The sequence below is a fragment of the Mangrovicoccus ximenensis genome (assembly GCF_003056725.1).
Classification (GTDB): Bacteria; Pseudomonadota; Alphaproteobacteria; order Rhodobacterales; family Rhodobacteraceae; genus Mangrovicoccus; species Mangrovicoccus ximenensis.
The window spans coordinates 388684-408233 of record NZ_QBKZ01000002.1; the positions used below are offsets into that span (position 1 = coordinate 388684).

General features: G+C 67.7%; 13 protein-coding genes and 3 pseudogenes. 9 read left to right on the forward strand and 7 right to left on the reverse strand.

Annotated elements, in window-relative coordinates; genetic code table 11:
- Positions 1-75: 75 nt before the first annotated feature.
- On the reverse strand, positions 76-3513 hold the full coding sequence (locus C7T91_RS08310; RefSeq protein WP_108258830.1) for a pyruvate carboxylase: 3438 nt from the start codon (positions 3511-3513) through the stop codon (positions 76-78).
- A gap of 400 nt (positions 3514-3913) precedes the next feature.
- Between C7T91_RS08310 and C7T91_RS08315 the strand changes: the two are divergent.
- The 6 genes and pseudogenes from C7T91_RS08315 (at position 3914) to C7T91_RS08340 (ending at position 10319) form a co-directional block, all read left to right on the forward strand.
- Positions 3914-6270: pseudogene (locus C7T91_RS08315) on the forward strand (ATP-dependent helicase).
- Between the two features lie 109 nt (positions 6271-6379).
- The gene (locus C7T91_RS08320; protein WP_108258831.1) at positions 6380-6760 is read left to right on the forward strand and encodes a response regulator; all 381 of its coding nucleotides are present in this window, start codon (positions 6380-6382) and stop codon (positions 6758-6760) included.
- 856 nt (positions 6761-7616) lie between these two features.
- On the forward strand, positions 7617-8117 hold the full coding sequence (locus tag C7T91_RS08325) for a division/cell wall cluster transcriptional repressor MraZ (RefSeq protein WP_161555800.1): 501 nt from the start codon (positions 7617-7619) through the stop codon (positions 8115-8117).
- Between the two features lie 4 nt (positions 8118-8121).
- Positions 8122-8892, forward strand: a pseudogene (rsmH, locus tag C7T91_RS08330) (16S rRNA (cytosine(1402)-N(4))-methyltransferase RsmH); the annotation flags it as partial.
- A gap of 383 nt (positions 8893-9275) precedes the next feature.
- Positions 9276-9458, forward strand: coding sequence for a hypothetical protein (locus tag C7T91_RS08335; RefSeq protein ID WP_108258834.1), 183 nt, complete (start codon positions 9276-9278; stop codon positions 9456-9458).
- A 102-nt stretch (positions 9459-9560) separates the two neighbouring features.
- On the forward strand, positions 9561-10319 hold the full coding sequence (locus C7T91_RS08340; protein ID WP_108258835.1) for a hypothetical protein: 759 nt from the start codon (positions 9561-9563) through the stop codon (positions 10317-10319).
- On the opposite strand, the gene C7T91_RS08345 is transcribed toward C7T91_RS08340, so the two are convergent.
- Positions 10316-11347 carry a ligand-gated ion channel gene (locus C7T91_RS08345; protein WP_108258836.1) on the reverse strand — a complete coding sequence of 344 codons (1032 nt, stop codon included), beginning with the start codon at positions 11345-11347 and terminating at the stop codon, positions 10316-10318. The genes C7T91_RS08340 and C7T91_RS08345 overlap by 4 nt on opposite strands.
- Before the next feature lie 152 nt (positions 11348-11499).
- Here C7T91_RS08345 and C7T91_RS08350 point away from each other — a divergent pair, with 152 nt between their 5' ends.
- Complete coding sequence (locus C7T91_RS08350; protein ID WP_108258837.1) at positions 11500-12789, forward strand: O-acetylhomoserine aminocarboxypropyltransferase/cysteine synthase family protein; 1290 nt, start codon at positions 11500-11502, stop codon at positions 12787-12789.
- Positions 12790-12826: 37 nt separating this feature from the next.
- Here the strand turns inward: C7T91_RS08350 and C7T91_RS32360 are convergent, their stop codons facing one another.
- The 3 genes and pseudogenes from C7T91_RS32360 to C7T91_RS08360 form a co-directional block, all read right to left on the reverse strand.
- The gene (locus C7T91_RS32360; RefSeq protein ID WP_161555801.1) at positions 12827-12994 is read right to left on the reverse strand and encodes a hypothetical protein; all 168 of its coding nucleotides are present in this window, start codon (positions 12992-12994) and stop codon (positions 12827-12829) included.
- Between the two features lie 227 nt (positions 12995-13221).
- Complete coding sequence (locus tag C7T91_RS08355; RefSeq protein WP_108258838.1) at positions 13222-14601, reverse strand: aminotransferase family protein; 1380 nt, start codon at positions 14599-14601, stop codon at positions 13222-13224.
- A gap of 275 nt (positions 14602-14876) precedes the next feature.
- Positions 14877-15044, reverse strand: a pseudogene (locus C7T91_RS08360) (IS3 family transposase); the annotation flags it as partial.
- Between C7T91_RS08360 and C7T91_RS08365 the strand changes: the two are divergent.
- Together C7T91_RS08365 and fdhA are read left to right on the forward strand one after the other, a co-directional pair.
- Complete coding sequence (locus tag C7T91_RS08365) at positions 14974-16362, forward strand: xanthine dehydrogenase family protein molybdopterin-binding subunit (RefSeq protein WP_236638099.1); 1389 nt, start codon at positions 14974-14976, stop codon at positions 16360-16362. The pseudogene C7T91_RS08360 and the gene C7T91_RS08365 sit on opposite strands and share 71 nt — an antisense overlap.
- Before the next feature lie 155 nt (positions 16363-16517).
- Positions 16518-17702, forward strand: coding sequence for a formaldehyde dehydrogenase, glutathione-independent (gene fdhA, locus C7T91_RS08370; RefSeq protein WP_108258839.1), 1185 nt, complete (start codon positions 16518-16520; stop codon positions 17700-17702).
- A gap of 57 nt (positions 17703-17759) precedes the next feature.
- On the opposite strand, the gene C7T91_RS08375 is transcribed toward fdhA, so the two are convergent.
- Both C7T91_RS08375 and C7T91_RS08380 read right to left on the reverse strand, forming a co-directional pair.
- Positions 17760-19220, reverse strand: coding sequence for a mannitol dehydrogenase family protein (locus C7T91_RS08375; protein WP_108258840.1), 1461 nt, complete (start codon positions 19218-19220; stop codon positions 17760-17762).
- Positions 19217-19550: mannonate dehydratase (locus tag C7T91_RS08380; RefSeq protein WP_201742020.1), on the reverse strand; the 334-nt coding region annotated here is incomplete at its 5' end. The genes C7T91_RS08380 and C7T91_RS08375, both read right to left, overlap by 4 nt.

Genomic DNA, 19550 nt, shown 5'->3' on the forward strand with positions numbered 1-19550 from the left:
GCGCGCCGCGGCAAAAGGGCCGGCCGCGCGGCTGTCCCGGAAAGCGAAGGGGCGGCCCGCAGGCCGCCCCATGCATCATTCCAGTTCGACCAGCAGATCCTTGGCGTCGATCTGGGCGCCGGCGGTGACATGGACCGCCTTCACCTTGCCCGCGGTCTCGGCATAGAGGCCGGTTTCCATCTTCATCGCCTCGATCACGACGATCAGGTCGCCCTCCTTCACCTCCTGGCCGGGGGTGACGGAGATCTGCGAGGCGATCCCGGGCATCGGCGCGCCGATATGCTTGGGGTTTCCGGCCTCGGCCTTGGGCCGCGCCGCGGAAGACGCCTTGGCCTTGCGGTCCGGCACGCGGATGGTGCGCGGCTGGCCGTTCAGCTCGAAGAACACCCGCACGTCGCCGTCATCCTGGGTCTCGCCCACGGTCTGCAGGCGGATTTCCAGCGTTTTGCCCGGGTCGATCTCGACCGAGACCTCCTCGGCCGGCTCCATGCCGTAGAAGAAGGTGCGCGTCGGCAGCGTCCGGACCGGGCCGTACATGTCGTGGCGCGTCATGTAATCGGCGAAGACCTTCGGGTACATCAGCGAGCCGTTCAGATCCTCGTCGTCGATCTCCACGCCGAACTGCTTGGCGAGCTTGGCGCGCTCGGCCTCCAGGTCGACCGGGGCGAGATGCTTGCCGGGGCGCTCGGTGTTCGGCGTCTCGCCCTTCAGAACCTTTGCGACGATGCCCTCCGGGAAGCCGCCCGGAGGCTGGCCCAGATTGCCCTTCATCATGTCTATGACCGAGTCGGGGAAGGCGACGTCCTTCGCCGGGTCCTCGACCTCGGCGCGGCTGAGGCCCTGGCTGACCATCATCAGCGCCATGTCGCCGACGACCTTCGAGGACGGCGTCACCTTCACGATGTCGCCGAACATCTGGTTCACCTCGGCATACATGTGCGCGACCTCGTGCCAGCGTTCCTCCAGCCCCAGCGAGCGCGCCTGCGCCTTGAGGTTGGTGAACTGCCCGCCGGGCATCTCGTGCAGGTAGACCTCGGAGGCCGGCGCCGCGAGGCCCGACTCGAAGGCGGCGTATTGCGCGCGCACCGTTTCCCAGTAATCCGAAATCTCGCGGATTTTCGCGATGTCGAGTCCGGTGTCGCGCTCGGTATGGCGCAGCGCTTCGACGATGGAACCGAGGCAGGGCTGCGAGGTGCCGCCCGAGAAGGCGTCCATCGCCGCATCGACCGCATCCACCCCGGCCTGCGCGGCGGCGAGGATCGTCGCCCCGGCGACGCCCGAGGTGTCATGGGTGTGGAAATGGATCGGCAGCCCGACCTCTTCCTTCAGCGCCTTGACCAGCATGCCCGCCTGGGTCGGCTTCAAGAGGCCCGCCATGTCCTTCAGGCCGAGCACATGCGCGCCCGCGGCCTTCAGCTCCTTGCCCATCGAGACATAGTAGTTCAGGTCGTATTTCGAGCGCGCCGGGTCCAGAAGGTCGCCGGTATAGCAGATCGTGCCTTCGCAGACCTTGTTTGCCTCGACCACCGCGTCCATCGCGACGCGCATGTTCTCGACCCAGTTGAGGCTGTCGAAGACGCGGAACACGTCGACGCCCGACGCCGCAGCCTGCTTGACGAAGCTCTCGACCACGTTGTCCGGGTAGTTGGTGTAGCCGACGCCGTTCGACGCGCGCAGCAGCATCTGCGTCATCACGTTCGGCATCTTGGCGCGCAGGTCGCGCAGCCGCTGCCACGGGCATTCCTGCAGGAAGCGGTAGGCCACGTCGAAGGTCGCGCCGCCCCAGCATTCCACCGAGAAGAGCCCCGACAGGTTCGCCGCATAGGCCGGCGCCACGCGGATCATGTCGATCGAGCGCATCCTTGTGGCCAAGAGCGACTGGTGCCCGTCGCGCATGGTGGTGTCGGTCAGCAGCAGCCGCGTCTGCGCCGCCATCCAGTCGGCGACGGCCTGCGGGCCTTCGCGGTCGAGAAGCGTGCGGGTGCCTTCGGGCGCCAGGCCCGGCTCGACCTTCGGCGCGCGCGGCTCCTTGGCCATGGCGGGCTTGACCCGGCCTGCGGTCTCGGGATGGCCGTTCACCGTGATGTCGGCGATGTAGGTCAGCACCTTGGTCGCCCGGTCGGCGCGGCTCTTGAAGTCGAAGAGTTCGGGCGTCGTGTCGATGAACTTGGTCGAGTACTCGTTGTTGAGGAAGACCGGGTGCTTCAGCAGGTTGATGACGAAGTCGATGTTCGTCGAGACGCCGCGGATGCGGAACTCGCGCAGCGCGCGGTCCATCCGCTTGATCGCGGCCTCGGGGGTCGGCGCCTTGGCGGTGACCTTGACCAGCAGCGAGTCGTAGTAGCGGGTGATCACGCCGCCGGCATAGGCGGTGCCGCCGTCGAGCCGGATGCCCATGCCGGTGGCCGAGCGGTAGGCGGTGATGCGGCCGTAATCCGGGATGAAGTTGTTCTGCGGATCCTCGGTGGTGATCCGGGTCTGAAGCGCGTGGCCGGTCAGCTTGATGTCGTACTGGCTGGCCTTGCCGGTCGCCTCGGTCAGCGACTTGCCCTCGGCGATCTTGATCTGCGCCTGGACGATGTCGATGCCGGTGACTTCCTCGGTGACGGTGTGCTCCACCTGGACCCGCGGGTTCACTTCGATGAAGTAGAACTTGCCGGTCTCCATATCCATCAGGAATTCGACCGTGCCCGCGCATTCATAGTTCACATGGGCGCAGATCTTGCGGCCGAGCTCGCAGATTTCCTCGCGCTGCGCCTCGGACAGGTAGGGGGCGGGGGCGCGCTCGACGACCTTCTGGTTGCGGCGCTGCACCGAGCAGTCGCGCTCGTAGAGGTGGTAGATGTTGCCCATCTTGTCGCCGAGGATCTGGACCTCGACATGGCGGGCGCGGGTGATCATCTTCTCGAGATAGCCCTCGCCGTTGCCGAAGGCGGCTTCGGCCTCGCGGCGGCCTTCGGCGATCTTGTCCTTCAGCTCGGAGGGATCGAGGATCGGCCGCATGCCGCGTCCGCCGCCGCCCCAGCTGGCCTTCAGCATCAGCGGATAGCCGATCTCGGCCGCCTCTTCGGCGATCGCGTCGAAGTCATCGCCCAGCACTTCGGTCGCCGGGATCACCGGCACGCCCGCGGCGATGGCGACCTTGCGGGCGCTGGCCTTGTCGCCGAGCGCGCGCATGGTCTCGGCCTTCGGGCCGATGAAGGTGATGCCGGCCGCGTCGCAGGCCTCGACGAATTCCGGGTTCTCCGAGAGCAGGCCGTAGCCGGGATGGATCGCGTCCGCGCCGCAGGCCTTGGCCACGCGGATGATCTCGGGGATCGACAGGTAGGCGGCCACGGGCCCGAGCCCCTCGCCGATGCGATAGGCTTCGTCTGCCTTGAAGCGGTGCAGCGAGAGCTTGTCTTCCTCGGCATAGACCGCGACGGTCTTCTTGCCCAGTTCGTTGGCTGCCCGCATGACCCGGATGGCAATCTCGCCGCGGTTGGCGACGAGAATCTTCGAGAACTCGGCCATGGTCACATATCCTTACCAAAATCGACGTTGGGGCCTGACTTAGCGTCCCCGAAGGCGGCTGGCAAACATTTGTGCTAATGCGGCGTCAAATTGTTACAGATATTGCGCCGCCATTTCAGGGAAGTGCCTGTAAACCGGCCGTTTTTCCGTCATGAATTTGCCATTCATCCATGGTGTCCGGCACGCATTTTGCGCCATGCAGCGGGGGGCTTGGGCTGATCCGGCCGCGCCGCGGGAGGGCGGCGGCAGAGAATCTGCCTGCGGATGTGCGGCCCGCAGCGCCCCTGCAGACAGGTCCGGCGGGCCCGATCCGGAACTGCAAAAGGTTTTGACGGAAATTTCCGGAACGTATCGGGAACACGCCTTCTCACCCGGCGCGGCCCGCGTTATAAGCCGGGGCATGAATGAATTCGATGACAGCGAAGCCTTCGAGGCGGCCGCGATGCCGCTGTCGCGCCGGGCCATGGCGGCGCGGCCGATGCCCTATCTGGACGGCCTGAACCAGGCGCAGCGCGAGGCGGTCGAGACGCTCGACGGGCCGGTGCTGATGCTGGCGGGGGCGGGGACCGGCAAGACCCGGGCGCTGACCGCGCGGATCGCGCATCTGCTGAGCACCGGCACCGCCAGGCCGAACGAGATCCTGGCCGTGACCTTTACCAACAAGGCCGCGCGCGAGATGAAGGACCGGGTGGGCAAGCAGCTCGGCCATGCGGTCGAGGGCATGCCCTGGCTCGGCACCTTCCACGCGATCTGCGTCAAGCTGCTGCGCCGCCATGCCGAGCTTGTCGGTCTGAAATCGAACTTCACCATTCTCGACACCGACGACCAGATCCGCCTGCTGAAACAGGTGATCTCGGCAGCCAATATCGACGAGAAGCGCTGGCCCGCCCGCGCGCTCTCGGGCGTGATCGACAACTGGAAGAACCGCGCCTGGCGCCCGGATGCGGTCCCGGCCTCGGAGGCGAACGCCTTCAACGACCGCGGGATAGAGCTCTACGGCGCCTACCAGCAGCGGCTGCTGGACCTGAACGCCTGCGATTTCGGCGACCTGCTGCTGCATGTCGTGACGATTTTCCAGAAGAACCCCGACGTGCTGGAGCAGTACCAGCGCTGGTTCCGCTACATCCTGGTCGACGAGTACCAGGATACCAACGTCGCGCAGTACATGTGGCTGCGGCTGCTCGCGGCCGGGCACCGCAACATCTGCTGCGTCGGCGACGACGACCAGTCCATCTATGGCTGGCGCGGTGCCGAGGTCGGCAACATCCTGCGCTTCGAGAAGGACTTCCCCGGCGCCGCGGTGATCCGGCTGGAGCAGAACTACCGCTCGACCGAACATATCCTCGCCGCCGCCTCGGGGGTGATCCGCGGCAACCAGGGGCGGCTGGGCAAGACGCTCTGGACCGATGCCAAGGGCGGCGAGAAGGTCCGGCTGATCGGCCATTGGGACGGAGAGGAAGAGGCGCGCTGGATCGGCGAGGAAATCGAGTCGATGCAGAAGGGCACGCGCGGCATGCGGCCCTTCGGGCTCGACGACTGCGCCATTCTCGTGCGGGCCTCGCACCAGATGCGCGTCTTCGAGGACCGGTTCCTGACCATCGGGCTGCCTTACCGGGTGATCGGCGGGCCGCGCTTCTACGAGCGGCTCGAGATCCGCGATGCCATGGCCTATTTCCGCATGGTGACCTCGCCCGAGGACGACCTGGCGTTCGAACGCATCGTCAACACGCCGAAACGCGGCCTCGGCGACAAGGCGCAGCAGAAGATCCAGCTGGCGGCGCGCGCCAACGGCGTGCCGCTGAAGGAAGGCGCGCGGCTCCTGGTCGAGGCGAAGGAAATCGGCGGCAAGGGCGGGGCGAAGCTGCGCGAGCTGGTCGAAGCGCTCGACCGCTGGGCGATCATGCTGCGCGAGCCGGACGCCAACCATGTCGAGATAGCCCAGGTGATCCTCGACGAGTCGGGCTACACCGCGATGTGGCAGAACGACAAGACGCCCGAGGCGCCGGGCCGGCTGGAGAACCTCAAGGAGCTGGTGAAGGCGCTCGAGAGCTTCGAGAACCTGCAGGGCTTCCTCGAGCACGTGGCGCTGGTCATGGACAACGATGCAGGCAATGCCGGTCCGCAGGTTTCGATCATGACGCTGCATGCCGCCAAGGGCCTCGAATTCCCGGCGGTGTTCCTGCCGGCTGGGAGGACGGGCTGTTCCCGTCGCAGCGGTCCATGGACGAATCCGGCATCACCGGCCTCGAGGAGGAGCGCCGCCTGGCCTATGTCGGCATCACCCGCGCCGAGGAGGTCTGCACGATTTCCTTCGCCGGGAACCGCCGGGTCTACGGCCAGTGGCAGTCGCAGCTGCCTTCGCGCTTCGTCGACGAGCTGCCCGAGGCGCATGTCGAGGTGCTGACGCCTTCGGGCCTCTATGGCGGGCAGGCGCCGGTGCAGCGCTCGACGCTGGATGACCGGGCTGCGCGGGCGGATGTCTACAATTCCCCTGGCTGGAAGCGGCTGCAGGAGGCCCAGAGCCGTCCGCGTCCGATGCACCAGCCCAAGGAATCGCTGACCAGCGTGATCGATCTCGATGCGGTGTCGAGCTTCGTGCTGGGCGACCGGGTGTTCCACCAGAAATTCGGCTACGGCGCGGTGGCGGGCATCGAGGGCGACAAGCTGGAGGTCGCGTTCGAGCGTGCCGGGACCAAGCATGTCGTCGCGCGCTTCCTGAAGCCTGCCGCCGAGGCCGGGGATGATCCGCCTTTCTGATTTCCGGCCCGGCGGCATTTCCGCCTAGAATGCAGGTGCGGCATTTTGTAAGCATGGGGGTGCGGGCGGACCGCGGCGTCCGTCCTGCCGGTGCTTTTCGGATGCGTGCATGAAGATACTTATTGTCGAGAACGATCCGAATCCGAGGGAGCTGTGGGCGGCTGCCTTCCGGCGGGAGCGGCACGAGGTGCAGGAGGCCGCCAGCGCGCAGGCTGCGCGCAAGGCGCTGATCAGCGGCAGCTTCGATCTTGTCCTGCTCGATCTCTATCTCGGCGGCGGTCCCGGCCGTGCGGTGGCGGCGCTGGCGACCTATGCCAATCCGGACTGCAAGATGGTGCTGGTCGCGGGCGCGGCGGGGTTCTCCCAGGCGCGGCTGATGGGGCTGTCCCCGGCCGTGGTCTCGGCGCTGCGCAAGCCCGTCGACATAGAGCACATCATGGCGGTCTGCCAGCATGTGTGTCTGTCCCGCAAGGCCGCCGCGGCGTCCTGAGCGGGCTTTCCGTGAGGTTTCGTGAGATCCTGTGAGCGGCTCCGGGCCGTGTGCGCCGGGCTGCGGGCAAAAAAAAGCGGCGACACCAGGGAGGAGGAGGGTGCCGCCGCGAAAGCAGAAAGCCCAGGGAGGAGGAGGGGCTTCCTGATCTGAATGTCTGCGGAAGCTCCGGAGCGGACCACAGGGTCCGTGTCGCTTCCTGTGATCTCAATCTAGCATTTTTCTGCACCTGCACAATAGGGTAGTTAACATTTCTGCTATGCAGCATGCGCAAGCGTCGGAAATTATCGTTTCATACTTGAGGATTGATCGATTCTCTTGGGGGTTTGCCCCGCGGCAGGCGGCGACGATCTTTCTGCAAGTGCAAAATGATCCCCAGGCATTAGACCTTGGTCGCAGCGTGCGCCGTGCGGCCCGTCCGGTCCCGGCTGGATCCCGCAGGGGAATTCATGGAACCAGAGGGCAGGTGGCTGGAGCAGGCCGGATTCCATGAAATCCCATGGGCGGACGGGGGGCGAAACACGTATTTCCTGGCTCTTTCCGCGAAATCCGGCGAGTCTTCCCGCAACTTTCGTCACAGGTTCCGCACACTCGGAAAATTTTCTGCTCCTTTGGTGTAAATTCCTGTTGAGTTCCATGAAATCCCATAGTATCCCTTTCCCTAACGGAGACAGACAAAAAATAAAGCAGGCTCATACAGGCAAGCACATCTCCGGTAAGAAGTCTTCGCGCGGGCGTGTCCCCCAAGGTTTGCCCCGCGCAGAAGATCGACCAAGAGGCACAGGTGGCGGATCAGGCTGTGGCAGCGGCCCGGTCCGCCACTTTCATTTAGGTAGGATTGCCAGGGGATCACATCGTGCTCTGCACCTTCCGGGGCGAATTTGGGCAGAAGATCGACGCGAAGGGCCGCGTCTCGATTCCTGCACAGATCCGGAAGGTCCTGGATGCCGGCGATCCCGACCGCGAGTCCGGCGAAGACCCCAACCTGATCATCGTTTTCGGCGACACGACCCGCAGCTGTCTCCTGGGCTACAGCCAGCAGGCCATGGCCGAGGTCGAAGCCAAGATCCACGCGATGAAGGCCAGTCCGCGAAAGAAGGCGCTGGTCAAGGCCTTCCTGACGCTCAGCTGGGAAGCCCGGGTCGACACCACAGGACGGATCGTGCTGCCGAAGCATCTGCGCACGCGGCTGGGGCTGGGCGAGACCGGCGAGCTGACTTTCGCCGGCGGCGGCGAGAAGTTTGAAATCTGGAACTCGGTCGATTACGAGGCCGAGGCGGCCGCATTCGACCTCACCGAGGTCGAGGGATACGAGGAGGGGATGGACCTCTCCGAACTGCTTGACATGGAAGACTGAACCGATGACCGAAGCCCCCCACGTTCCGGTCCTGATCGGCAAGATCATCGAGGCGGTTGCGCCGGTTTCCGGCCGCTGGCTGGACGGCACGCTGGGTGCCGGCGGCTACACGCGCGCGCTTCTGGATGCCGGGGCGGAGCATGTGATCGGAGTCGACCGCGATCCGCTGGCGCTGGAGCTGGCGGCGGACTGGGGCAAGCCCTATGGCGACCGGCTGAGCCTGTTCCACGGCACCTTCTCGACGCTCGACCAGGCCACCGACCGGCCGCTTGACGGGATCACGCTGGATCTGGGGGTCAGCTCGATGCAGCTCGACCTGGCGGAGCGGGGCTTCTCCTTCATGCGCGACGGCCCCCTGGACATGCGGATGAGCCAGGACGGCGTCTCGGCGGCAGATCTGGTCAACGGCGCCTCCGAGGAGGTCCTGGCCGACATTCTCTATCACTACGGCGAAGAGCGTGCCTCGCGCCGCATCGCCCGCGCGATCGGGACCGCGCGCAAGACCGCGCCGATCGAGACGACGCAGGCGCTGGTCAAGATCATCGAGTCCTGCCTGCCGCGCCCGAAGCCCGGCCAGAGCCATCCGGCGACCCGCAGCTTCCAGGCGCTGCGCATCGCGGTGAACGACGAATTCGGCCAGCTCGCCGAAGGGCTCGAGGCCGCCGAGCGGGTGCTGGCGCCGGGCGGCTGGCTGGCGGTCGTCACCTTCCATTCGATGGAGGACCGCGTGGTCAAGCGGTTCTTCCAGGCGCGCTCCGCGCGCTCGGGCGGCGGCGGCAGCCGGCACCGGCGGCCGGAAATTGCAGGGTTTCGGCCTGTGTCGTGCTCTTCCTTGCAGGGCATGGCGAAGAAAACAGGGCGAAATCCGCCGGATATCAATGCCATGGGACTTGTTCAGGATGAAATGATGAACCAGCGGACGGCGTTTTGGCGCAGGGATGCCGCGGCATCCATGGCCGAGAGCATTGCGCAGGCGCTGCAACGGCGCCCCGCATCCAGCGGCTCGCCGGACGAGGCGGAGGTCCTGCTTCCGCAGTTGCTGGAAGCGGCCATGCCCGCCCCGGCAGAGCTTGCCGCCGCGGATCCGAGCGCCGAACAGGTACTGGACGACATGGCAGCGAGGCGTGCCGATCTGGGTCCGAGGTCAGCCGCGCGGGGATGATCGAGGGGTTCCGCCGCTGGTTCGACCCGGTTCCGGCCGACCTGCTGGCTGATCCGACCTTCATGACCGCCCTTGCCCCGGCCATCGCGAAGGAAACGCCGGACGGGAGCAATGCGGCCCGGTCGGCGAAGCGCTCGACACCGTCGGGGCACCTGCAAGGGCGGGCACCGACCAGCTGAAGGCGCTGACGACCCGCTTCGGCATCGCGGATTGCCTTTCAGCGGCATCCCGGGGCACGGCGCGACCTGCTGGAGAAGAAGGCCGAGGACGACCGCGCGCTGTTGCGGCAGGTGGAGGGGCTGAACGGGCGGGCGGCGGCGATTGCCAATCTCAAGAGCACCGCACAGGACGCGATCCGGCACGGCGATCCGCAGGAAATGGAGGCGCTCCTGTCCCGCGTGGACGAGGCCGAGACCGAGATCGCGGCGGAGACCGGGCTCGCCCGCGCCGACAGCGCGTGTCTGCGCGGCCGGGTGGAAGACGCCTGCCGCATCCTCTCCGCCGCCGACAGCTTTGCGGGCCCCGACCTGGCCGGATCGGCAAGACGGCGGGCACGCTGCGAAGGCCGGCGCCACGCAGGCGGGGTGCGCTATGGCGGTACCGGGCTGGCACGGGCCATCGACATGGACCGGACGGGCCTCTCGCAAATCGACAAGGGAGCAGAGCTGCAACTTTGGGGCGATTTGCGGAACACCCCCGGCGTCGCGCTTCGGGACAAGGGCAGCCGCAGCGCCGGGGAGGACGGCACCGCCCTGCCGGCACGCAGCGCCGCCACCTATCGCGCCGCCCTCACCGTCCACGATGTGTCCGCGCATCCGCCGGACTGGGCCATTACGCGGGAAAACATCGCCATTGCGGAACTGGCACTGGCCGGTCACCCGGCCTGCTCGGAAGGCACCGCGGCATTGGAGCGCGCACGGACCGCAGTGGCGGCGGCACTGGCCGGCCGTGATCCAGTGCGTGCGGGGGACCGTCACGAGGAGGCACCCCGGCTGCGGCAGAACATTCCCGGCGCGCGCCCGCTCCGCAGCTCCGCCTAAATCGCGAAAATCGCGGCCCAGCCGCCGAAGAGGAGCAGCGGGAAGACGTAGCGGGAGGTGCGGTCGAGGCGGCGGGCGGCGGGCTTGTCCGAGGCGCGGCCCTCGCCGCCCTTGTTGATCAGCCACGCCACCAGCGACTCGGCCATCGACAGGAAGACCAGCCCCACCGCCCAGATCAGCATCTTGTCGATCACCGTCAGGTAGCCCAGCGTCGGCAGCTGCCCGGCGATCGACAGCGAGAAGGCGATCGCCGTCAGCATCGCCGTCGCCCCGAGCCCGATGCGGAACTCGAACCGCTCCGGCGAGCCCCAGAAGATCGTCCAGGACATCGCCACCACGAAGCTCAGCGGCAGCAGGACCCGGTAGATGTAGTAGGTCGCCTCCCGCTGGGCTTCGATCGTCAGGGTCAGCACGCTGGAGGGACGGTCGAGCACGGCAAGCTGGTGCACGACGGACGCCAGCGACACGCCCTCGATGTTCCAGCCCTCGACATTGAGCCGCCCGGAGATCCGCGGCGGCGCCTCGGCGGGCTCAAGCAACAGGCTCTGCGCATCCATGTCCGGCGCCAGGAAATCCAGCGTGAAATGCTGGCGGTCGAAGGGGAAGCGCTCCAGCCGGTGATAGGAGGAGATCCACCCGGTATAGCGCTGCACGTAGCGGACCCGGCCGCCCTCGCCGACCGCGACCTGGTTGCGGGAAATCCGGAAGGCCTCGCGCAGAGAGGCGGAATTGGCCAGCATCACCGGCGGGAACCAGACCTGGCTGACGCCGAAGCGGCAGCCCTCGAGCCCCTCGAGACGCGGATCGGTCCATTCCATCGCCATGCGCAGGTCGACATCGATGCGCTGGTCGGTATCGCTGACGCCGAGGAAATCCGCGACGATGAAGCCGACCGCCACCCGCACCGGCCCGTCCGCGGGCGGCGGCTGGTCGGTGCGCAGCTCGGGCAAGGTGCAGTCGGCCACGGCCATGGCAGGAAGGCAGAGAAGCAGGAGAAAGGCGGCGAACCGCCCGAGATGCCGTCGCATGGGCCCTCCCGAAGCATTTGATATGGCCGACAGTTCCACGAAGGCCCCGCTTCGCGCAAGAGCCAAGATGCGACAGCCCGCCGCGGCGGCAAAGCCCGTTGGCAACAGCCCCCCCGATGGCCTAAGCCTTTGTCCCACAGAGGGAGGACAAGATGACTGACGCACCCGATCACGGCTTCGACACGAAGCAGGTCCATGCCGGCACCGCGCCTGATCCGGCGACCGGCGCGATCCAGACGCCGATCTACCAGACCACCGCCTACAAGTTCCGCGATGCCGAGCATGCCGCGAAGCTCTTCAACCTCGAGGAGATCGGCTACATCTATTCGCGGCTCACGAACCCGACGGTCTCGGCGCTGGCGGCGCGGATCACCGCGCTCGAAGGCGGCGCGGGCGGCATCTGCTGCTCCTCGGGCCATGCCGCGCAGATCATGGCGCTGTTCCCGCTGATGGCCCCGGGGCGCAACGTGGTTGCCTCGACCCGGCTCTACGGCGGCACGGTCACGCAGCTGAGCCAGACGATCAAGCGCTTCGGCTGGTCGGCGAAATTCGTCGATTTCGACGATCTGGCCGCGCTCGAGGCCGCCATCGACGGCGACACCCGCGCCGTGTTCTGCGAGTCGATCGCCAATCCGGGCGGCTACATCACCGATCTCGACGCCGTCTCGGCGGTCGCGGCGAAGGCCGGCCTGCCGCTGATCGTCGACAACACCTCGGCCACGCCCTATCTGTGCCGCCCGTTCGAGCACGGCGCGACCATCGTCGTCCATTCGACCACGAAATACCTGACCGGCAACGGCACGGTGACCGGCGGCGCGGTGATCGACAGCGGCACCTTCGACTGGTCGGCCTCGGACAAGTTCCCCAGCTTCTCGCAGCCGGAACCGGCCTATCACGGGCTGACCTTCGGGACGCTCGGGCCGATGGCCTTCACCTTCCATTCGATCGCCATCGGGCTGCGCGACCTCGGCATGACGATGAACCCGCAGGCGGCGCATTACACGCTTCTGGGCATCGAGACGCTGTCGCTGCGGATGCGCAAGCATGTCGAGAACGCGAAGGCCGTCGCCGCCTGGCTGGAGAACGATCCGCGGATTTCGAGGGTGACCTATGCCGGGCTGGAAAGCTCGCCCTGGCACGACCGGGTGGCGCGGATCTGTCCCGAAGGCGCCGGGTCGCTCTTCACCTTCGGGCTGAAGGGCGGCTACGAGGCCTGCGTCAAGCTCGTCGACAACCTCAAGCTGTTCTGCCATGTCGCCAACCTGGGCGACACGCGCTCGCTGATCATCCATTCCGCCTCGACCACGCACCGCCAGCTCTCCGAGGAACAGCAGGTCGCCGCCGGAGCCGCACCCGACATGGTGCGGGTGTCGATCGGCATCGAGGATGCCAAGGACCTGATCGCCGATCTCGACCAGGCGCTGTCCGCCGCCGGCGCCTGACCGGCAGAGGGGCCGCGCAGCCGCGGCCCCGTCCGGATCACTGGTCCAGCGCGAAGACCACGGTGACCCGCTCGGTCACCGTCAGCGCGCCGGGCGCCACCGGCATGGCGGCGTCGGTCCAGCCCGGAGAGACTTGCGGATCGCCCGGCGCGGCCGCGGACCGGTGGCGGCACGCGCCGCGCTCCGGGACCGCCGGGTCGCCCATCGGGCTTGAACCGATGCCGCCCCAATAAGCAGCTCTCCCGGACCGGGAGCTGGCCCCGCAATGCCAAGCTCCGGATCACGCCCGGAAATGCCGTGCGGATCACGCCGCCGTCCCCCGGCAATCAATCCGGAGGCGACGTCGAACAAGGGTCAGGCCTCAACGGAGATCAACACGTCCGGTCCCAGTCAACAGGGACCGGCGGCCCGCCGGAGCGGGCCGCAGCCTGCTCAGCCGAAGACCCGGCCGAGCGCGCCGTCGACCGCATCGGTGATCTGGTCGATGTCGTCCGGCGTGGCGATCAGCGCGGGCGAGAAGCACAGCGTGTTGTTGAAGCCGGTGAAGCTGCGGTTGGTGGCGCCGATGATGACGCCCTGCGCCATGCAGTCGGCAACCACCGCCTGCACCATCTTCTCGGCGGCAGGTTCCTTGGTGGCGCGGTCGGCAACCAGCTCGGCACCGCAGAACAGGCCCTTGCCGCGCACGTCGCCGATGACCTTGTGCTTCTCCATCAGCGCGGCGAGATTGGCCATCATCCGCGCGCCCATGGCGGTGGTGTTCTCCAGCAGGTTCTCTTCCTCGAGGATCTTCATGTTCTCGATCGCCGCCGCCGGGCCCGCGGTGCAGCCGCCGAAGGTGGAGATGTCGCGGAAGTAGTCCATCGGGTCGGACATGTCGGTCTTGAACAGGTCGAAGACCTTCTCGGTCGTCACCAGGCAGGCGATCGCCGCATAGCCCGAGGCCACGCCCTTGGCCATGGTCACGAAATCGGGCTGGATGCCGTATTGCTGATAGCCGAACCAGGTGCCGGTCCGGCCCATGCCGCAGACCACCTCGTCGATATGCAGCAGGATGTCGTACTTGTCGCAGATTTCGCGGACCCGCTGCCAGTAGCCCTCGGGCGGCGTGATCACGCCGCCGCCGGCGGTCACCGGCTCCAGGCAGAGCGCGCCGACGGTGTCGGGGCCTTCGCGCAGGATGACCTCTTCGATGGCGTCAGCCGCGCGCTCGCCATAGTTCTCGCACTCCCACTGGGCGCGGTATTCCATGCAGTGCGGCACCTCGACGAAGCCCGGCGTGTAGGGCCCGTACTGCATGTTGCGCTCGGGCTGGCCGCCGGCCGAGATGCAGGCGATGGTCGAGCCGTGATAGTCGCGCTCGCGGTAGAGGATCTTGTGCTTCCTGCCGCCGTGGCGCTTGTGCGCGATCTGGCGGACCATCTTGAAGGCCTTCTCGTTGGCCTCGGAGCCGGAGTTGACGTAGTAGACGCGGCTCATGCCCGGCATCTTCGCGAGCAGCATCTCGGCGAACTGGCTGCCGGGGATCGAGCCCGCCGATTGCGCGAAATAGTTCATCTTGATCAGCTGGTCGCGCACGGCATTGGCGATGCGTTCGCGGCCATAGCCCACGTTCACCGTCCAGACGCCGCCCGAGACTGCATCGAGATGCTCCTTGCCGGTCTGGTCCCAGACTCGCATGCCCTTGCCCTCGACGATGATCTTCGGATCCTTCGTCTCGAGAGACTTGTGCTGCAGCAGGTGGTGCCACAGATGGGCGCGGTCGGCCTCGATGACGGCGGAAAGATCGTTCGGCTGAACCGACTTGTTCATGGCGTGCTCCAAAGCGGGAATCGCGCGGGGCCGGTCGCTCCGCGGCGGGTTTGCCGAGTGTCCTGCCTATTTTCCCTGCAAACCGATAGGGCCAGAGCACTTCGCGATTTAGGTCCAGATCGGCAGAGGTTTGGAAACGTCCCTGTTTGATGGCGCTTGCCGAATTTTCTCCGGAGTTCCGGCATCCGGTCCCGCCGACGCCGCGATGCATTTCCGGGCAGCGGCGGGACGTCTGACTGAGCTTGCCCCCGGATCGCGGGCTGGGCCGATATTCACTATGCGGCCATTGGGGTGGTCATGCCGATCCTTGCCTGCTCCGGTGTTCGGTATCCGATGCTCGAATGGCGGCGCTGCCGATTGTAGAAGATGGCGATGTACTCGAACGGCGCCGCCCTGGCCTCGCGGCACGACCGGAATCTGGTTCGATGGACGAGCTCGTTCTTCCGCCTGGCGGCCGGTGCCGACGGCCGCCTCGCGGGCATCTGGCACGAAGCGGCGTCCTATTGCCTGCCGGGCGGGCGCGGCGAGAACGCGACGGCGCAGACGCCGGTCTTCTATGCGGGCGGCACGCGGCGGGTGAAGAACCATGTCGTCGACATGGCCCTGCCGGAAAGCGCCGACATGCGGGCGCCGGGCGAGGCCTCGGGGCTGATGGCGCTCGAGGTCGCGATGGACGAGATGGCGGAAAAGCTCGGGATCGATCCGGTCGAATTCCGCATCCTGAACGATACCCAGGTGCATCCGTCGCAGCCCGACACGCCGTTCAGCGACCGCAATTTCGCGGACTGCCTGCGCCGCGGCGCGGAGGAATTCGGCTGGGAGGCGCGCAACCGGGAGCCGGGGGCCACGCGCGACGGCGACTGGATGGTCGGCCATGGCGTGGCCGGGGCCTATCGCGGCCATCTGGTGCTGCCCTCGGGGGCGCGGGCGCGGCTTGCGGGCGGCAAGCTGGTGATCGAGACCGACATGACGGATATCGGCACCGGCAGCTACACCATCCTCGCCCAGACCGCGGCCGAAACGATGGGCATGGCGGCCGGGGATGTCGAGGTGCGGCTGGGCAACTCCGCCTATCCGGTGTCCTCGGGCTCGGGCGGCCAGTTCGGCGCGCCGAGCTCCACCGCCGGGGTCTATGCAGCCTGCATGGCGCTGCGCGCGCGGATCGCCGAACGCCTCGGTCTCGACGATCCCGAATTCCGCGGCGGCCGCGTCATCGGGGGCGATGGCGACCGGGCGCTGGCGGAGATCGAGGAAGAGGTCTCGGCCGAGGACGCGGTCCAGTGGGGCGAGTTCCAGAAGGGCTATGCCATGGCCACTTTCGGCGCGCATTTCGTCGAGGTGGGCGTGCATGCCTATACCGGCGAGACGCGGGTGCGGCGGATGCTGGCGGTCTGCGATGCGGGCCGGATCGTCAACCCGGTCACGGCGCGCAGCCAGGTGATCGGCGCGATGGCGATGGGCGTCGGCGCAGCCCTGTCGGAAGAGATGGCGCTCGACACCGGGCGGGGCGTCTTCGCCAATCACGACATGGCGTCCTACGAGGTCGCCGTCCATGCCGACATTCCCGAGCAGCAGGTGATCTTCCTCGACACCGCGGATGCCGCGGCCTCGCCGCTGAAGGCCAAGGGCGTCGGCGAGCTTGGGCTCTGCGGCGTCCCGGCGGCGATAGCGAATGCCGTGCACAATGCGACGGGCATCCGGGTGCGCGACTATCCGGTCACGCCCGAGCGCCTGATCGGGGGGCTGCCGGAGATCGGCTGACCCTCCGCGCCGGGGCCTTCCTCTCCGGGCCCCGGCACCCTGCCTGTCGCAGCAGTTTGCGCATGTGTCGCATTCGTGCAGGTCAGGACGCCGCCTCTGCGTCATGCTGGCGGGCACCCTGCAGCCGCAGGGGGCGTCTCGTGGGAGGAGTTATCATGAGCAGCAATATCGGCGTCGTCTATACCGGTCCCGGCCTGGTCGAAGTCCAGAAGATCCCGGATCCGAAGCTGGAGGCCCCCGATGGCCGCCGCATCGAGCACGGCGTCATCCTCAAGGTCATCTCGACCAACATCTGCGGCTCCGACCAGCACATGGTGCGCGGCCGCACCAGCGCCGAGCCGGGCCTGATCCTCGGCCACGAGATCACCGGCGAAGTGATCGAGAAAGGCTGCGACGTCGAGATGCTGGAGATCGGCGATCTCGTCTCTGTGCCGTTCAACGTCGCCTGCGGCCGCTGCCGCTGCTGCCGCGAAGGCGATACCGGCGTCTGCCTGACGGTGAACCCGTCGCGCGCCGGCGGTGCCTACGGCTATGTCGACATGGGCGGCTGGATCGGCGGGCAGGCGCGCTACGTCACCGTGCCCTATGCCGATTTCAACCTGCTGAAATTCCCGGACCGCGACCGCGCGATGTCGAAGATCCGCGACCTGACGATGCTGTCGGACATCCTGCCGACCGGCTTCCATGGCGCGGTGCAGGCCAAGGTCGGCGTCGGCTCGGTGGTCTATGTCGCGGGCGCGGGCCCTGTCGGCCTCGCAGCCGCGGCCTCGGCGCGCATCCTCGGCGCCGCTGTCGTGATGGTCGGCGACTTCAACAAGGAACGCCTGGCGCATGTCGCGAAAGTCGGCTTCGAGCCGGTGGACCTCTCGGCCAGCGACCGTCTCGGCGACATGATCGCCCAGATCACCGGCTCGCCCGAGGTTGACGCGGCGATCGACGCGGTGGGCTTCGAGGCGCGCGGCCATTCCGGCGGCGAACAGCCGGCCATCGTGCTGAACCAGATGATGGAAATCACCCGCGTGGCGGGCTCGGTCGGCATCCCCGGCCTCTACGTGACCGAGGATCCCGGCGCTGTCGACGCGGCGGCGAAGCAGGGCAGCCTGTCGATGCGCTTCGGCCTCGGCTGGTCCAAGGCGCAGTCCTTCCACACCGGCCAGACCCCGGTGCTGCAGTACAACCGCCAGCTGATGCAGGCGATCCTGCATGACCGCCTGCCGATCGGCGACATCGTCAACGCGACGATCATGCCGCTCGAAGAGGCCGTCACCGGCTACCAGAGCTTCGACAGCGGCGTGGCGCGCAAATTCGTGCTCGATCCGCACGGCACCCTGGCCGCCTGAGGTCCGCAGATCTGACCGCAACCGCCCGCACCGGGGCGGTTGCAGAGGGGGCGCGGTTCAGCCGCGCCCTGCTTCTTCGGCGATGACCTCGGCCATCGGCCGCGCCAGCATCGCCTCGAGGATCGTGGCGGTTTCCGCCCAGAACCCGTCATCCGCTGCCGCTGCGGCCGGCACGAAGCCCGCCTCGCGCAGCGCCTCGGCGATGCCTGCGGCATCCTTTCCCGACACCATCGCGGACAGCTCCGCGGCCCGCGGATCGCGCAGCTCGTAGGCCGCGCAGTCATGGGTGCTGCCCGAGACATGCCGCGCCCAGGCCGCGGTGGCGAAGGCGAAGGGGCGGATGTCCACGTCCTTCGCGCGCGCCTCGGCCAGCGCCGCGAAGATCCGCTGGGGCATCTTCTCGGAGCCGTCCATGGCGATCTGGAAGGTCTCGTGCGCGATCGCCTTGTTCTCGAAGCGCCGTGCCAGCGCAGCGCCGTATTCCGCCGTGTCGATGCCCGGGATTTCGGGCAGCGTGGCGGCGGCTGCGGCGAGATGGCGGCGCACCAGCTGCGACAGCGACGGGTCGTCCATCACGTCGCGCACATAGGGCAGCCCGGCATGGAAGCCCGCATAGGCCAGCATCGAATGCGTGCCGTTGAGCATGCGCAGCTTCATCGCCTCGAAGGCGGCGACGTCATCGGTGAAGATCGCCCCCGCCGCCGCCCAGTCGGGACGGCCGAGCGGGAAATCATCCTCGATCACCCATTGGCAGAAGGACTCGGTCTCGATCGCCGCCAGATCCTCGGCCCCGGTCAGCGCCGCGGCCTCGGCCAGCGTCGCTGCCGTCGCCGCCGGGGTGATCCGGTCGACCATGGTGGAGGGGAAGGCGCCTTCGGCTGCGATCCACTCCGCCAGCTCGGGATCGAGGCGGCGGGCGAAATCGGCCACCGCGCCCTTCAGCAGCACGCCGTTCTCGGGAAGGTTGTCGCAGCAGAGCACGGTGAAGGGCGCGAGCCCCGCCGCGCGCCGCCGCTTGAGTGCCGCAACCAGCAGGCCGAGCACGCCCTGCGGCGCGTCGGGCGATGCCAGATCGGCCGCCACCGCCGGATGCGACGGGTCGCAGCCATGGGTCGCGCGGTCGAGGCCATAGGCCTTCTCGGTTACGGTCAGCGACACGATCTTCGTGGTCTCCGCGGCCATCGCGTCGAGCGCCGGGCCGGGATTGCCGGCCGAGCAGATCGCCCCGGACACCGATCCGATGACCCGCGCGACAGTGCCGCCCGCGCCCTTCTCGATCAGCGTGTAGAGCCCGTTCTGCGGTGCCAGCTCTTCGGAGGCCTTCGGCGAGCGCAGCGACACGCCGAGGATGCGCCAGTCGCCGCCCGAAGCCGACAGCGCCAGATCGGTCAGCGACGCCTGATGCGCCTTGTGGAAGGCGCCGAGCCCGAGATGGACGATGCCGGTGCCGTGCTCCGCCGGGTCGTAGGACGGGCGCAGCTCCGCGGGCACCTGCTCAAGCGAGGCCAGCCGGGTCATGCCCGGCCCCCGTGCTGGAAGGCCCGGTAGAGGCCGCGGAGTTCGGCGAGGCCCTTGAGGCGGCCGATTGCCGGATAGCCCGGCTGCGCGTCGCGGCCGATGTCGTCGAGGATGTCCTGGCCGTGATCGGGACGGAACGGGATCGACCAGTCGGCGCGGCCCGCCGCCTTGCGGCGTGCTTCCTCGGCGACGATGGCGGCGACCATGGCGACCATGTCGGTATGGCCCTCGAGATGTTCGTCCTCGTAGAACGAGTTCATCACGTTGCTGCCCTCGATCGCGACGTTGCGCAGGTGCAGGAAGTGCACCCGGTCGGCCAGCGCCTCGAAG

Excerpts from the sequence above, each read along its gene's own strand:
- C7T91_RS08310 (WP_108258830.1), bottom strand. The coding sequence starts at position 3,513 with ATGGCCGAGTTCTCGAAGATTCTCGTCGCCAACCGCGGCGAGATTGCC.
- C7T91_RS08320 (WP_108258831.1), top strand. The coding sequence starts at position 6,380 with ATGAAGATACTTATTGTCGAGAACGATCCGAATCCGAGGGAGCTGTGG.
- C7T91_RS08335 (WP_108258834.1), top strand. The coding sequence starts at position 9,276 with ATGATCGAGGGGTTCCGCCGCTGGTTCGACCCGGTTCCGGCCGACCTG.
- C7T91_RS08345 (WP_108258836.1), bottom strand. The coding sequence starts at position 11,347 with ATGCGACGGCATCTCGGGCGGTTCGCCGCCTTTCTCCTGCTTCTCTGC.
- C7T91_RS08350 (WP_108258837.1), top strand. The coding sequence starts at position 11,500 with ATGACTGACGCACCCGATCACGGCTTCGACACGAAGCAGGTCCATGCC.
- C7T91_RS32360 (WP_161555801.1), bottom strand. The coding sequence starts at position 12,994 with ATGGGCGACCCGGCGGTCCCGGAGCGCGGCGCGTGCCGCCACCGGTCC.
- C7T91_RS08355 (WP_108258838.1), bottom strand. The coding sequence starts at position 14,601 with ATGAACAAGTCGGTTCAGCCGAACGATCTTTCCGCCGTCATCGAGGCC.
- C7T91_RS08365 (WP_236638099.1), top strand. The coding sequence starts at position 14,974 with ATGTACTCGAACGGCGCCGCCCTGGCCTCGCGGCACGACCGGAATCTG.
- fdhA (WP_108258839.1), top strand. The coding sequence starts at position 16,518 with ATGAGCAGCAATATCGGCGTCGTCTATACCGGTCCCGGCCTGGTCGAA.
- C7T91_RS08375 (WP_108258840.1), bottom strand. The coding sequence starts at position 19,220 with ATGACCCGGCTGGCCTCGCTTGAGCAGGTGCCCGCGGAGCTGCGCCCG.